Here is a 14,970-nt window from a genome sequence, read left to right as displayed (position 1 = left end):
TAACCATTTCTAAAATGAAGCTATCGCAGCTGCGGCAAGACCTAACTGATACACAATTTGTGTTGCTGTGCTCCACAAGGTTAACTGATTCATGTACTCCGCATCCAATGGTACGACTATCGTGTCACCGGGCTGAAGCACTTGATCATCATCATGAACTGCGAACCAACTTGAATGGTTTGGAATATAAACAGAGCCGTTAGCTTTGATTACGTAGATTCTGTCTTCATCAGCCCTTTGCTTTAAACCACCACTGGCTTTTAGGTAATCCTCAACTGACAGGTTTTTACCGTATAGATGAGATGTTGCAACATTAACTTCACCTATCACACTAATAGTGCTCTGTTTGGCTGGAATATATAGGGCATCTCCTTTCTCCAGCTCTAATGACACGGAGCCAGACTGAACTTTTGGTAGGTCAATTACAAGACGACCTAAAGCTTGAACTTTGGCCAAATCTTTTAATAGTTTATCAGTATCATCATAGGTCAGCGTGGCATCCGTTACTGAGTTAGAAAAACTCTTCGATGCAATCTCACGGCGTAAATCGTCTGATAGTTTTTGTAATTGCGCACGTTCCTGTGTACGGATTGATTCTCTTGTAAAAATGGCTCCGTTTTCTGATGCAAACTCGGTTAATCCACCAGCTCGTTCAAGTACATTTTGTAGTGTTTCGCCACGCTTGATAGAATATTTACCTGGAAAACGAACTTCTCCATAAAGACTAACGGTTCTTTCCTCTGACCAATTAGGAGTAGGGAAAATATTTAATGCGTCTTTACTTTTTAATCCATGGTTTTCTGGCTCGGAAATCGCACTATCTAAGCTAACTGAAATATGTTCGACACTTGCATCATCACCTTTAATTACACGAGTTACTTCAGCATTTTGCATATAAGCAGACTCGAGTAGCCCACCTGCGGCCTCAATTGCAAGTTTAATGTTTGATTTTTTAACTAAAGGATATACACCAGGATATCGAACACGGCCATTTACTGCGATTAATGCCGTATCTTCAAATGCAGATGCTTGTTTTTGCAATTTTAGAATAATTGGTGCTAGTAGGTTTTTACGACTAAATACAGAATACTCATCCTCACCTAGTTCTTCCGTCTGTCCTGTTAAAAGCTTCGTTAAATTGTCTAACTGGTTTTCATCAGTTTCTTCAGCTTCCTCAAGTTCTTCACCAATAAACTCCAAAAACTTACGAGTTTCAAATTCCTGCCATTGCTCAACTTTTGCTTGATGGGCTAAATCTTTTTCACTTACAGCTAGATCTGTTAAAAGCCTTTTTTCTTCAGATTTTTCTTCAAAACGACTAAATACAATAACTATATCACGCGGTTTTAATTGGAAATTACTCTCTTCTCCTTCGAGTGCATCTACTAATGAGAATTGCAACAATTCAATATCACCACGGATATTCTTTTCCCTTACAATTAAAGAATAATCAAAATCTGCAATTGGCAGTACATCAGACTTCAATGATGTAATCAGATCTGAAATACGATCACCACTTTTCCACTGATAATTGCCAGGGTGTGAAACAGCTCCCATTATTGTAACAGCATTTTCAAGCTCTTCACTGGAGCCTTGTATCTTAATAATATCGCCATCATGCGGCTCATAATTAAGTGTCTGTTGAGCAAAGTCCCTAGTTAAAACCGTTTTAAAACTATTGCCTGCATAGCGCTCTATAACTGTTTTTTTAGGAAAAGCCTCAGCTTTAAAGCCACCAGCTAAACGAATTAAATCCTTTGCACTTTCGCCTTTCTTTAGCTCAAAAATAGCAGGACGCTTAACTAAACCTGAAACAGTTACTTGCTTGCCTACAGGAGGCACAAATACAACATCTCCTGATTGCAATACAATATCATTTGAACTGTCGCCTTTGGTGAGTAAGTCGTATAAGTCAAGCGACGCTACAACCTTACCACTACGTTTCACTTGAATATTTCGAAGCGAACCAATTTCTGTGATACCACCACTAACAAATAACGCGTGAGTTACCGACGCAAGTGAAGTTACACTATAGGCACCAGGTTTATAAGCCTCACCTAGTACCAATATACGCATTGAACGAAGGCGCCCCATAGAAACGAAAGCTTGAACACCAATAACCTCCTGCTCTACTTTCGCTTTAACTAAATCTTTAACCTCTGAGAATCGAAGACCTGCAACGTTAACAGGGCTTAAGTTTGGAATAGCTAAACGCCCCTCTCGATCAACTTCTATTTCAAAACTATCGCTCTCTTTACCATATAAGTTTATTTGAAAACTATCCCCTGGACCCACAATATATGAATCAGGAATTGCAGCATTTTCGCTGGGCATAAAAGACATTGGCTCACCAGCAAACAATTCATAGCCAAACGGCTTTAACTCTGCCAACTGTGGCTTAAACTTTTCCTCTTCTGTTTGTTCTTCTTCATCAGCCCGAGGTTGAACCAGCAAACTTTCATCTTGAAGCACTTCGTCTAACTCTTTTTCAGATTTATTAAGTTGGTTTAGATCTATTCCGTACTGCTTTGCAAGGGCTTTCTGTTGAGATTTCGGCAGTTTTTTAAACTGCTCAATTTGCTGTTTCGACGGAGTCACAGCTATTGCTATGTGACTTAATGATAATATAACCACACATAAAAAAAGTTTGAGTATATGCACAGGATCCCTTTTCATTCTCAAAAGTTAAAATTTAACAAACAATCTTACCCAACTAATAGGTAAACAAACCAGTTTAATTCATTACTAGTTTTAGCCTAGTAAAGTGTTATTAAAGCCTTTTCGAAATCAAGTTTTTAGGTAAAACACCTTTAATATCATAAACTAAAGTACCATCATGAATAATATCGCGTATCATTTTCGCATCATGAGCTAAAAATTGCTCATGTCCAACACACAAAACTACGATGTCAAAACTAAGACCTTCAAGTGATTTTATAGGTTCGATACCATACTCCTTTCTGATCTCTTCACTATCAGCTAAAGGATCGAAAACACTAGTGTTAACATTATATTCGTTCTTAAGTTCTGAAACGATATCTATCACACGAGTATTCCTAATATCCGGACAATTTTCTTTAAACGTAAAGCCTAGCAACAATATATTAGCGTCTTTAGGTGCAAGTCCCTTTTGAAGAGTTAACTTAATCAACTCATTCGCAATAAAGCCACCCATAGAATCATTTATATGCCTACCTGACAATATTACGTCAGGAATATACCCTATAGATTGTGATTTATAAGTTAAGTAATAAGGGTCTACACCAATACAGTGCCCACCCACAAGGCCGGGTTTAAAATGAAGAAAGTTCCATTTTGTCGCAGCGGCTTCTAAAACTTCATGAGTATCAATTTTTAGGGCATTAAAAATGATCGCTAACTCATTCATTAATGCAATATTTAAATCCCTCTGTGTATTTTCTATGACTTTAGAGGCTTCTGCTACTTTTATTGACGACGCTTTATGCGTGCCAGCGGTAATAATTTCAGAATATAATTTATCGACCTGCTCAGCAGCTCCGGCTGTACTGCCCGACGTAACTTTCTTGATATTTGATAATTTGTTAGTTTTATCGCCTGGATTGATACGCTCTGGAGAATACCCCGCGAAAAAGTCCTTATTAAATTGCAAACCTGAAGCGTGCTCTACTTCAGGTATACACACCTCCTCTGTAGCACCGGGATAAACTGTTGACTCATAAATAACAATATCACCTTTATTAATAACCTTACCTATTAACTGGCTGGCTTTTACTAGAGGCGTTAGATCTGGAGTTTTATTATTATCTACTGGTGTAGGAACGGTTACAATATAGTAGTTCGATTCTACTATATCTTTATAGTTTGAAGTGAAGGTAAGATTAGTTGAGTGTTGCAACTCCTCTCTTTCAACCTCTAAAGTTAAATCTATTCCTGAAATTAACTGTTCCACTCTTTCATTATTGATGTCAAACCCTACAACATGGTTTTTCTTACTTAGCTCAACTGCTAAAGGTAACCCCACATAACCTAAACCAATGACCGCAACTTTTCTCATAATAAAATCCAAAATAAATTAAATATTAGATATTCTAAGTATTTAATTTTTACATGCCCAAATTAAATTTGCGTATAATACCAAACTAATGTAAAAATTCCTTTTTTTATTTAAGCTCATTCATTACTTTCAAGTCTCTTTATGAAATTATTATATCTCCATCAGTATTTCACTACACCAAAAGGAAAAAGTGGAACTCGTTCCTATGAGTTTGCTAAAAGACTCATCGATAAAGGGCATGATGTAACAATGGTTACAACTAGTGCAGCTTTAGAAAATGAGGGTACCTTCACTAGAGGTTGGAATGAGTTAACTATCGATAAAATTAGAGTTTACGCATACCATCTTCCATACTCAAACAATGATCCTTTTTACAAACGTATTTATAAATTTTTAGCTTTCTCAATTGTAAGCTGTATGAAGGTAAAAAATATCCATGCTGATTTAGTGTTTGCAACGAGTACACCACTAACAATAGCTATCCCTGCTTTATTCAAAAAGCTTTTACACAAAACGCCATTTATTTTTGAAGTAAGAGACCTTTGGCCTGACGTCCCCATAGCAATGGGTATTGTAAAAAACCAAATTGCGATCAAAGTGCTTAAGATATTCGAAAAATACACATATAAGTCTGCAAAGCATATTATTGCTTTATCGCCCGGAATGAAAGATGGTGTTGTTAATACAGGCATATCTCCCGAAAAAGTCACAGTTATCCCTAATTCATCTGACACAAAACTATTTGATGTTCCAAAATCCATCGGAGAAAACTATAAACAATCAAAATTATCATACGTTGGAGAACGCAAACTAGTTATTTACCCTGGTTCATTTGGAATGGTAAATAAGGTTGATTACATTGTCGATTTGGCACGCTCAGCAAAAAACAGTGGCTATCCAATTTGCTTTTTAGCAATTGGTGCAGGAAACCAAAAAAATGCAGTTATCGAAATGGCTAAAAAGCACAATGTACTTAACGATAACCTTTACATATTAGAACCGATCTCAAAAAATGAAATTGTACAACTTTTTTCATCAGCTGATTTATGCCTAAGTCTTGTAGGGCCAATTAAAGCATTTTGGAATAACTCTGCAAATAAAGTATTTGATTCTTTAGCTTCTCAGACTCCGATTGCTATTAACCATCAAGGTTGGCAAAAAGATTTTATTGAAAGGACAGGCTGCGGGTTAGTACTCAATGAAAACATTGAAGAATCAGCAAGTAGAATAAATAACTTCCTTAATAATTCAAGCATGTACCTTGAAGCCGTTAGTGCATGTAAAAGTCTGAGTTACAATGACTTTTCAAGAGATATCTTATTTGAAAAGCTCTATATTACAATAGAAAATAACAAAAATTAAAAGGGTTGCAAAGCTACCCTTTTAATTTTTTGCATCCTGCACTGAATAAGGTTGTCCTTTTCCAATTTAAGTTTGGGAGAATGTAATGAGAGCAAAACTTAGAAACGTTACCTAATTCTTCAGCAAGATTAAGCAAACCAGTTTTGTGTTTTATGATTGGATTATTAGTATGCAACATGAGAGTTACCACCTTTTGGTTGTTTTGTTTTAAGATTCAGCACCTTTATCAAAACGGGTAACTCTCAATTTCTCAAATCGAAATGCCAGAGCTTGTCTCAACTAATTCAACTAATACGAATCATCAAAAACTATACACCAAGGTCAATACTGTCTCAGTGTCTGTATTTACTTTATCAGCATCAACTTCTGAGTTGTGAGTTACGTTAAAGCCAACTTTCATTTGTAATGAGCCGTTGATCTTAGTCAGTAATGCTGTTTCAGAAATACTTTTGGTATTGGTACTACCTGATTCAACTTTAACGCGCTGGGTAAATTTAGCGTTATCGCTGATTGTCCAGCTAAAGTCAGCTTTAGCTAGCGCAATCCACTCATCATCGCGCTCACCTGCTTTCGGGCGACCATCTTTGAAAAGCTCTTGGTTTTTCTCTGAGTACTGGAAATATTTGTAACCCGGACCAAAATCGAAACCAAGTGTCATATTTGACTCATCAATCAAACGAAAACCATAACCGCCTGAAAGTACTGTTTCGTGACGGTATGCGCCAAAGTAATCACTATCGTGCGTTAAACCAACAAATAAGTGAGAGTGTTTTTCGCCAAGGTTGTAGTTACCTTGAATCGCCGCACCGTATTTTTCATTGGTACGCTGTGTGTCTTTTAAACCACTATCAAGCGTCACTTCGTCTTCTTTATAAAGTGCGTTTAACTTGTATTCATTGGTCCATTTACCAATATCATGTTTAGCATTTGCACCGAACTTAAACGTGGTAGTTTCGGTATTACCACTGGTAATAATGGCACCAAGCTCGCTACTTGCTTCCCATGTTTTATCTTCGTCAGCAATCGCTTGGTTAGTAAGTGCAATTGCTACAACTGACGCTAAATATCTTAATTTCATTATCTCAGCCTATTACTCGCTAATTTTATTTAAATGAACATCCATTTGAGGGAAAGGAATTGAAATACCCGCTTCATCTAATGCAAGTTTGAAGTTTTCTTGAAGGTAAAAATAAACTGCCCAATAATCTTCAGTTTTTGCCCAAGAGCGCGTTACAAAGTTAACGCTTGAGTCACCTAACGTATGAACACCGATGAAAAATGCAGGGTCTTTAAGTACTTTATCATTTGATTTAATTACATTTTCAAGCACTTCTCGCGTTTGCTTTAAACATGAGTCGTAGCTAACGCCAACCATAATATCAACACGACGCGTTGCTTGACGGCTGTAGTTTACAATTGCGCCACCCATAATTGCCGAGTTTGGTACTATGATTGTTTTATTATCAGGTGTTAACAGTTCTGTTGAAAAAATCTCGATTTTAGAAACACTACCTGAATGACCCGCAGCATCGATAAACTCACCTGATTTAAATGGACGTAGAATAATAATAAGCACGCCTGATGCAAAGTTTGAAAGAGAGCCTTGTAACGCTAAACCAACCGCTAAACCCGCTGCACCCAAAATTGCGATAAACGATGTAGTTTCAATACCAACTTGAGAAAGTGCCATTAGTACTGTTGCCGCAAATACAAGTGCGTACACAATATTTGCTAAAAACGAACCAACTGCTTTATCTACTTTTTTCTTTTCGATCGCTTTTTTGGTTAACTTTTCACATACTTTTGCTACGCGAATGCCCACAAGTAAAATGACAATTGCGACTACCGTTTGTAAGCCGTAATGTAAAAGTAAGTCAGAGTTTTCATTCAACCATTTAGCTGCAGAATCCATGAGTATTCCTTTTGTCGTTGATTTAGGTAATTTTAAGAATTATAAAGATTTTTGAAATTTACGTCACTTCTTTTCACAGTTTAAGCGGATCTTTAGCTTGATTGTCACTCGGTTTTGAAGGTCTACTCCAAATAAACAACAAAACGCTTACAATACTGATCACAACAATCGCTTTCAGCCATATTGGGAAGGGAATAAAGAGCAATGGATAGGAAACTAGTAACAACATGGAGCAAGTCGCGATTACTTTAACTTTTGTTCTTATCACACCATGCGCTTCCCAATCAGTTATTAATTGACCGAATATTCGATGATTCAATAGCCATGAATGCATTCGCGTTGACGATTTAGAAAAGCAAAATGCCGATAACAGTACAAAAGGAGTGGTCGGTAGTAACGGAAGAAAAACCCCAAGTATTCCCAGCAGTAAACTGACCAAACCAATTAGCAACCAAACTGAACGAATAACAGTCTTTTTTAACACTATAAAATCGCACACTAAATTTATTTAGCTAAAAGCATAACATAAGTCTTCACACGGGCATGTTTTTTATGTATTATGCGCGCCACACCAAATAATGTGTTTCAAATTTTGTGGCGGCTGTAGCTCAGTTGGTAGAGCCCTGGATTGTGATTCCGGTTGTCGCGAGTTCAAGTCTCGTCAGTCGCCCCACTTCTTCTTAAAAATTCCTTTTTAAAACTTCAAAAATTTAACATCTAGCTAATTAAAATGCATGTATTTTGCAAGTCACTTTCCTTCGTTTCTAATTAAATCCGTTAATACACCATAAGTTTGTCTCGAGCGTTCACTTTTACAACCTAACGCCAACCTCATTAGCATTATAAAGATTCATACCTTAAGCATAGAACAAGCATATTTGCTCATTGTCTATTAGCTGCTTTTAACAAATTAAAGGTGTTTAGCATACTAGAGCGCGCACACATGACGACACTAGAAAACATTATTTTAAGCAATAAAAAACGCGACTTAAGTCGCGTTTTTTTTAATTTGATTAAGTTTGAAAAAACTAAACTGTTGCAGTTTCCAAACCTGGTGCAGCCATAGTGACAGACTCTTCAAATGTTGCCCATTCCCAAGCTGATTCAGTCGCCATCAACTTACGAAGTAGCTTATTATTCAGATCATGGCCTGATTTATACGCAGTTACCTTACCAAGTAAGTTATGACCCGTCATAAACAAATCACCAACACAATCTAAAATCTTGTGTTTTACAAACTCATCAGGGTAGCGTAATCCATCTGGGTTAAGTACTTTAAAGTCATCAAGTACAACTGCATTATCCATGCTACCGCCAAGTGCTAAATTGTTAGCGTGCATGTATTCAATATCACGCATAAAGCCAAATGTACGCGCTCGGCTAATTTGCTCGATAAAGTTCTTAGCTGTGATGTCTAACCCAATACGTTGGCGACTTTCGTTAATTGCTGGGTGGTTAAACGCAATTTCAAAGTCGATATGAAAACCATCATATGGTTCAATCTCAGCCCACTTATCGCCGTCTTCAACACGCACCGTTTCGGTAATGCGAATAAAACGTTTAGCTGCATTTTGCTCTTCGATGCCAGCCTTTTGGATAAGGTAAATAAACGGTAATGAACTACCATCCATAATTGGCACTTCAGGGCTATCTAATTCAACAATCAGATTGTCTAAGCCTAATGCTGCAATTGCAGCGATTAAATGCTCAGTGGTCGATAAGCGAACGCCATCTTTATTAATTAAGCATGTACATAATTGAGTATCGCCCACGGCCTCAGGTGTTGTTTCAAAATCAACAACAGGATCAAGGTCTACCCGGCGAAATACAATACCTGTATTCGCACTAGCAGGTCGGAGAGTGATAGAAACCTTTTCACCCTTATGTAATCCAACACCTACGGCACTGACTTTTTCAGTTATGGTACGCTGCTTAATCATAGGCTATCCACTTATTCGTTAAAATCGGCCGGCTATCCTACCACAGATAAGACCAGCTTGCCAAATTATGTATATTTTTCAAACAATCTTATTAATCAGCTTGATTACGTAAGAAAGTTGGTACGTCAAAATAATCTGCTTTGTCTTGCTTTTTGTCTAATGGCGCGCTTTCTTTGACTTCGTTTTGAACACTTGGTTCAACCGTCTCAGGCGTTTCTACACTGCCCGACTGCGCAAAACTTGGTACAAATACACCTGGTGTTGCAGTAGCGTTGCTCGGAGCACTTGTTGCTTGCGCTGTATCAGAGCCAGACACTTTTTTGATATCTGCACCTACAATACCAAACTGAGGTTTGCGCTCGCCGCCAAGTCCCGTTGCAACAACAGTCACACGTAACTCTTCGGACATATCAGGGTCGATAACTGCACCTACAACAACCGTTGCATTTTCTGATGCTAGTGCCTTAACGTGGTTACCAACTGTTTCAAATTCTTCAATCGCAATGTCCATACCCGCGGTAATATTTACAAGAATGCCTTTCGCACCAGTTAAATCAACGTCTTCAAGTAACGGGCTAGAAATTGCAGCTTCTGCAGCTTCTTGTGCACGATCAGGACCTTTCGCTGACGCTGTGCCCATCATTGCAGTTCCCATTGCAGACATAACTGTACGTACGTCGGCGAAATCCACATTGATCAGACCTGAACGAGTAATTAACTCAGCGATACCTTGTACAGCACCAAATAACACATCATTCGCTTTAGCGAATGCATCTAATAATGTCGTACCTTTGCCTAAAACTTTAAGCAATTTATTGTTAGGAATTGTAATAAGCGAATCAACGTGTTGAGACAACTCATTAATGCCATCTTCTGCTGCCGATGCACGCTTTTTACCTTCAAATTCAAAAGGTCGTGTTACTACTGCAACAGTTAAAATGCCCATTTCTTTAGCAATACGTGCCACAACAGGTGCAGCACCAGTACCTGTACCACCGCCCATACCGGCAGCAATAAAGATCATATCTGCGCCTTCAAGACTGTTACGAATCGTTTCTGCATCTTCTTCTGCAGAATCACGACCCACTTCAGGGTTTGCCCCAGCACCTAAACCTTGCGTAATTTGCGTACCTAGCTGCACTGTTACATCAGCTGATGATTTACGCAGTGCTTGCGCATCGGTATTAGCCGCAATAAATTTTACGCCTTCAATTTGCTTTTTAACCATGTGCTCAACAGCGTTACCACCGCCACCGCCGACACCGATCACTTTAATTACGGCTTCTTCACCGTGCTGTTCCATTAAATCAAACATGTTTAACTCTCCGACTAACTACCTTATGAAAATTCACAAGGCAAAAGCTTAAAACTCCCCTTGAAACCATTTGGTTAAACGGTTCCACCAATTTCCATTACCAGACTCTGTGGTGCGGCTGCTCTGGCTATGCTGCATAGTTCGACCATACTGCAACAACCCAACTGACGTTGCGAACGACGGATCATTCACATAATCAGTAAGTCCAGCTATCCCTACTGGTTGACCAACGCGCACTGGCATTTGGAAAATTTCTTCTGCTACTTCAACAACACCTTGCATCTTGGCGGTACCGCCTGTCAGCACGATGCCTGCAGCTATTTGTTCTTCTAAACCTGAGCGACGAATCTCTTTCATCGCCAACTCAAAAATCTCTCTCATGCGCGGCTCTACAACTTCAGAAAGTGTATGGCGCGACATAATGCGTGCAGGTCTACCACCTACACTTGGTACTTCAATACTGTCTTCTTGACTTGCTAAGCGACTTAGTGCGCTGGCATATTGTACTTTAATTGCTTCAGCATGCGAGATAGGCGTGCGAAATATTTTCGCTATATCGCCAGTTACTTGATTTCCCGCAACTGGTAGCACCGCCGAGTGGCGCAAAGAGCCTTGCGTGTATATGGTAATGTCCATAGTGCCACCACCAATATCAACCACAGCAACACCAAGCTCACGCTCATCTTCAGTTAAAACTGAATCGCCCGACGCAAGCGCCGAGAAGATAAATTGGTCAACACGTAAGCCACAACGCTCAACACATTTTTCAATGTTTTTCGCCATATCGTTTGAACACGTAATAATATGCGCTCGCGCTTCCATACGTACGCCACTCATACCAAGAGGATTACGAATGCCTTCTTGCATATCAACGGTGTATTCTTGTGGTAACGCATGCAGCATCTTGCGTTCAGCTGAAATAGGAACTGATTTAGCGATATGAATAACATTATCGATGTCGTCATGGGTGATTTCAGCGTTGTTAATCGCCACTACACCATTTTCATTTTGACACTGAATATGTTTTCCAGATATGCCTAGGTACACCGAGCTAATACGGCAATCTGCCATTAATTCAGCTTCATCTAACGCACGCTGAATCGACTCAGACACTAAATTAAGATCGTTAACACCACCTTTATCCATGCCTTTCGCGTTTTGACTGCCAACGCCTACAATGCTCAGCTGATTATCAGGTGTTACCTCACCGACAACAGCAACAACTTTAGACGTTCCTACGTCTAAGCCGATAATGAGATTACGTTCAACTGCCTTGGTCATACCCTAGTTATACCTTATTATTTTTAGTTTGCTCTTGCACTGGCTGAAGCCAGCTCACAGCTAATCCCGTATCATACCTTAAATCTATCGACTCTACCTCTTTATCCGACGAGTTTTTTATCTCCGGATATAAATCGATAAACCGCTGCACTCTAAGCGCAATATCTTTGCGTCCTAGATTTAATTTAACACCGCTATTGAGCCATAATTTCCAGGAAAAACGCTCAGACAGTGCAAGGCTGCTTAACCCGATCTCATGTAGCGCTAATAACTCTTTAAATGTTTTAAAGGTTTTCCACGCTTCATTTTCACTGCCTTCTGGCCCATACAACATAGGTAACTTGTTAAAAAACTGCTCTGCCGGTGCCTGAAAGATGTCGCCATGGGTATTTAGCAGTAAATCTTGATTCCAAATTGCCACAGCCTGATGCTCAGTAACATAAACACGTAGTGTGTCTGGCCACTGTTTCCGTACCGATACACTTGCTACCCAAGGCAATTCCAGCAATTTTTCTTGCACTTGGTTTACATCTACATCAAAAAACGTTTTAACTTTTAATGACTTAATCTTATCAACAATTGCTTTCTCACTTGTATATACAGGATCACCATGTACCAATACTTTGCTCAACTTACTATTTTGTTCCGTTGCTAAGTAATCAGTTAAGGCATTCACCCCTTGCCACGTAATAAACAAGGTCAAAACAAAAAAACTTACTCCCATTAGCAAAGACCAATTAGTTGCAGCAACTAATCGCTTTGTTAAATTTGCTAATGTAAGTAGTGTTTCTTTCATTTACAGTGTCGAATCTAAAATTTCTAAAACTAACTGAGCAAAATCTCTACCTGAGTCTTTTGCAGCCATAGGTACCAATGACTTTTCTGTCATGCCCGGTACAGTATTCACTTCCAACAAATAGAATTCACCGCTTTGGTCACGCATCGCGTCCACTCGGCCCCAATCTTTAGCACCAACAAGCGCAAATGCCTGCGTTGCGATCATTTGTAAATACGCGGTATCAGCGTTTGATAAATCAGCAGGGCAATGATAACTCGTGGTAGATGACTTATATTTCGCTTCATAGTCATAGAAACCACGTGGTGTTTTCATTTCAATCACCGATAGCGGTTGGTTGTTAAGCATGCTAACGGTATATTCGGTACCTGTGATCCACTGCTCAAGCAATACTTCATCATCAAATTTGAAGGCATTTTCAAGCGCACTTTTTAACTCTTCACTCGTGCTTGCTTTAGCCATACCGATACTCGAACCTTCATGGCTAGGCTTAACCATTACCGCGCCAAATTCGTTAATAATCGATTCAATACTAAAGCCTTCACCTTTTTTAACCGTGGTAAATTTAGCGGTTGGTAAGTTGCTGGCAACAAATAACTGTTTACAACGTACTTTATCCATAGCTAACGCACTGCCTAACACGCCGCTGCCGGTATAAGGCAAGCCCATAAATTCAAGTGCACCTTGAATCGTACCGTCTTCACCGCCACGGCCATGCAACGCAATAAACACGCGATCGATACCTAATGTTTTAAGCTCAGCAAGTTCTCGTTCTTTTGGATCAAATGCAATCGCATCAACACCATTGGTAATCAGGGCGTTTAATATGGCACTTCCCGAATTGAGTGACACCTCACGCTCAGCCGAATTACCACCTAATAAAACGGCGACTTTACCATACTGCTTTTGGCTCATTGTGCTACCTGCTTTAGCTTAGTTACTTTCATTTCTGTTTCAGCAATTTGTTTTACCAATTGACCTATATTGCCCGCACCTTGCGTTAACACTAAGTCATTGTCTTTTACCGCGTCAGCCAATGCTGTGAATAGCTCATTCGGCGTGGCGATATATCTAGGCTCTTTACCACGTTGTCTTAAGCTGCGACATAAACTCTTGCTGTCTGCACCAACGATAGGTTCTTCACCAGCTGCGTATACTTCCAACAACAATAATTCGTCTACCTGACTCAACACATCTACAAATTCTTCATAAAGGTCACGCGTGCGCGTAAAGCGATGGGGTTGATACGCCATTACTAAACGCTTATCAGGCCAGCCTTGTTTTGCCGCCTTAATTGTTGCTGCGACTTCAGATGGGTGATGGCCATAGTCATCGACTAACATTATTGAGCCAACTTCGTTATTGAACTCGCCATAATGTTGAAAACGACGACCAATACCTTCAAATTCTTTTAGTGCTGCTTTTATTGCGCTTTCACTTACGCCTTCCTCAAACGCCACCGCAATTGCCGCTGTTGCATTTAAGGCATTGTGCTTGCCCGGTAAATTCAGGGTAATCGCCAGTGTTTCACCATTTGGCAATACAACTTCAAAGGCACTGCAGCTAGCTGATTGTGAGAAATTAATGAGACGGTAATCTGCGTCTTGCGATTCACCATAAGACACATATTTACGACTAAAGCGTGGCAATAACTCGCGAACCACTGAGTCGTCTATACAAGCTACAGCTAACCCATAAAAAGGGAGGTTATGGATAAATTCAATATAGGTGTCTTTCATATTTTCAAAGTCACCTTGATACGTATCCATATGATCCGCTTCAATATTTGTAATAATGCTGATCATTGGGCTTAAGTGTAAAAAGCTTGCGTCACTTTCATCTGCTTCCGCAATAAGATATTGACCACTACCTAACTTCGCATTGGTACCCGCGCTATTTAATAAGCCACCAATCACAAAGGTGGGATCAAGTTCAGCTTTGGCAAAAATACTTGCTACTAAACTCGTTGTTGTGGTTTTACCATGCGTACCAGCAACTGCAATACCCTGCCTAAAGCGCATTAACTCAGCCAACATTTCCGCACGGCGTACAATTGGAATGTGTTTTTCTTTCGCGCAAATGATTTCAGGGTTACTTTCATCAATGGCACTTGAAACAACTACCACGTCTGCTTGCTCAACATTTTCTTCTCGGTGTCCAATAAAAACGTTCGCGCCCGCTTTACTCAAACGCTCGGTCATGGCGCCTTTGTTTATATCTGAGCCAGTAATTTGATAGCCTAAATGTAATAGTACTTCTGCAATTCCGCCCATACCTGCACCACCAATACCAATAAAGTGGATAGTGTTGATTCGTCTCATTGCAGGT

12 protein-coding genes and 1 tRNA gene are annotated in these 14,970 nt (G+C 39.5%); 2 read left to right on the top strand and 11 right to left on the bottom strand.

Annotated features, from left to right (window positions below; all coding sequences use genetic code 11):
• Nucleotides 1-9: 9 nt before the first annotated feature.
• Nucleotides 10-2,661 (bottom strand): SLBB domain-containing protein, encoded by a 2,652-nt coding sequence (locus ACXAFE_RS01740; RefSeq protein WP_475147709.1) that lies wholly within the window; start codon nt 2,659-2,661, stop codon nt 10-12.
• A 109-nt stretch (nt 2,662-2,770) separates the two neighbouring features.
• A complete protein-coding gene (locus ACXAFE_RS01735; RefSeq protein WP_475147706.1) occupies nt 2,771-4,036 on the bottom strand; it encodes a nucleotide sugar dehydrogenase in 1,266 nt (421 codons plus the stop codon).
• 141 nt (nt 4,037-4,177) lie between these two features.
• Here ACXAFE_RS01735 and ACXAFE_RS01730 point away from each other — a divergent pair, with 141 nt between their 5' ends.
• Nucleotides 4,178-5,398 carry a glycosyltransferase family 4 protein gene (locus ACXAFE_RS01730; RefSeq protein ID WP_475147703.1) on the top strand — a complete coding sequence of 407 codons (1,221 nt, stop codon included), beginning with the start codon at nt 4,178-4,180 and terminating at the stop codon, nt 5,396-5,398.
• Nucleotides 5,399-5,699: 301 nt separating this feature from the next.
• Here the strand turns inward: ACXAFE_RS01730 and ACXAFE_RS01725 are convergent, their stop codons facing one another.
• The 3 genes from ACXAFE_RS01725 to ACXAFE_RS01715 all read right to left on the bottom strand — a co-directional run bounded on the left by ACXAFE_RS01725 (nt 5,700) and on the right by ACXAFE_RS01715 (nt 7,794).
• Nucleotides 5,700-6,476 (bottom strand): DUF481 domain-containing protein, encoded by a 777-nt coding sequence (locus ACXAFE_RS01725; protein ID WP_100912542.1) that lies wholly within the window; start codon nt 6,474-6,476, stop codon nt 5,700-5,702.
• 12 nt (nt 6,477-6,488) lie between these two features.
• Nucleotides 6,489-7,310 (bottom strand): mechanosensitive ion channel domain-containing protein, encoded by an 822-nt coding sequence (locus ACXAFE_RS01720; RefSeq protein WP_010561160.1) that lies wholly within the window; start codon nt 7,308-7,310, stop codon nt 6,489-6,491.
• 73 nt (nt 7,311-7,383) lie between these two features.
• Entirely contained in the window at nt 7,384-7,794 is a 411-nt protein-coding gene (locus ACXAFE_RS01715; protein WP_475147698.1) for a YbaN family protein, read from the bottom strand.
• Between the two features lie 113 nt (nt 7,795-7,907).
• Between ACXAFE_RS01715 and ACXAFE_RS01710 the strand changes: the two genes are divergently transcribed.
• Nucleotides 7,908-7,983: transfer RNA gene (locus tag ACXAFE_RS01710), tRNA-His, on the top strand.
• 355 nt (nt 7,984-8,338) lie between these two features.
• Here ACXAFE_RS01710 and lpxC read toward each other — a convergent pair.
• The 6 genes from lpxC to murC all read right to left on the bottom strand — a co-directional run bounded on the left by lpxC (nt 8,339) and on the right by murC (nt 14,963).
• On the bottom strand, nt 8,339-9,250 hold the full coding sequence (lpxC, locus tag ACXAFE_RS01705; protein ID WP_475147689.1) for a UDP-3-O-acyl-N-acetylglucosamine deacetylase: 912 nt from the start codon (nt 9,248-9,250) through the stop codon (nt 8,339-8,341).
• A gap of 91 nt (nt 9,251-9,341) precedes the next feature.
• Nucleotides 9,342-10,565: a cell division protein FtsZ gene (ftsZ, locus tag ACXAFE_RS01700; protein WP_054978916.1), complete on the bottom strand. Its 1,224-nt coding sequence runs from the start codon at nt 10,563-10,565 to the stop codon at nt 9,342-9,344.
• A gap of 48 nt (nt 10,566-10,613) precedes the next feature.
• Nucleotides 10,614-11,846 (bottom strand): cell division protein FtsA, encoded by a 1,233-nt coding sequence (ftsA, locus tag ACXAFE_RS01695; RefSeq protein ID WP_010561164.1) that lies wholly within the window; start codon nt 11,844-11,846, stop codon nt 10,614-10,616.
• A 7-nt stretch (nt 11,847-11,853) separates the two neighbouring features.
• Entirely contained in the window at nt 11,854-12,642 is a 789-nt protein-coding gene (locus tag ACXAFE_RS01690) for a cell division protein FtsQ/DivIB (RefSeq protein WP_475147682.1), read from the bottom strand.
• Nucleotides 12,643-13,557: a D-alanine--D-alanine ligase gene (locus tag ACXAFE_RS01685; RefSeq protein WP_054978918.1), complete on the bottom strand. Its 915-nt coding sequence runs from the start codon at nt 13,555-13,557 to the stop codon at nt 12,643-12,645.
• Nucleotides 13,554-14,963 carry a UDP-N-acetylmuramate--L-alanine ligase gene (gene murC / locus ACXAFE_RS01680; RefSeq protein WP_475153582.1) on the bottom strand — a complete coding sequence of 470 codons (1,410 nt, stop codon included), beginning with the start codon at nt 14,961-14,963 and terminating at the stop codon, nt 13,554-13,556. Before murC ends, ACXAFE_RS01685 begins: the two co-directional genes overlap by 4 nt.
• Between the last annotated feature and the right edge of the window lie 7 nt (nt 14,964-14,970).

The organism is Pseudoalteromonas sp. ABV4_021 (assembly GCF_056159365.1).
The sequence above is the reverse complement of the archived record's forward strand: the minus strand, read 5'-3'. Positions and strand labels throughout refer to the sequence as shown.

Bases quoted from the DNA above. Each gene is read 5' to 3' on its own strand.
- ftsA (WP_010561164.1), bottom strand. From the start codon at position 11,846: ATGACCAAGGCAGTTGAACGTAATCTCATTATCGGCTTAGACGTAGGA.
- ACXAFE_RS01730 (WP_475147703.1), top strand. From the start codon at position 4,178: ATGAAATTATTATATCTCCATCAGTATTTCACTACACCAAAAGGAAAA.
- ACXAFE_RS01725 (WP_100912542.1), bottom strand. From the start codon at position 6,476: ATGAAATTAAGATATTTAGCGTCAGTTGTAGCAATTGCACTTACTAAC.
- murC (WP_475153582.1), bottom strand. From the start codon at position 14,963: ATGAGACGAATCAACACTATCCACTTTATTGGTATTGGTGGTGCAGGT.
- ACXAFE_RS01720 (WP_010561160.1), bottom strand. From the start codon at position 7,310: ATGGATTCTGCAGCTAAATGGTTGAATGAAAACTCTGACTTACTTTTA.
- lpxC (WP_475147689.1), bottom strand. From the start codon at position 9,250: ATGATTAAGCAGCGTACCATAACTGAAAAAGTCAGTGCCGTAGGTGTT.
- ACXAFE_RS01690 (WP_475147682.1), bottom strand. From the start codon at position 12,642: ATGAAAGAAACACTACTTACATTAGCAAATTTAACAAAGCGATTAGTT.
- ACXAFE_RS01685 (WP_054978918.1), bottom strand. From the start codon at position 13,557: ATGAGCCAAAAGCAGTATGGTAAAGTCGCCGTTTTATTAGGTGGTAAT.
- ACXAFE_RS01735 (WP_475147706.1), bottom strand. From the start codon at position 4,036: ATGAGAAAAGTTGCGGTCATTGGTTTAGGTTATGTGGGGTTACCTTTA.
- ftsZ (WP_054978916.1), bottom strand. From the start codon at position 10,565: ATGTTTGATTTAATGGAACAGCACGGTGAAGAAGCCGTAATTAAAGTG.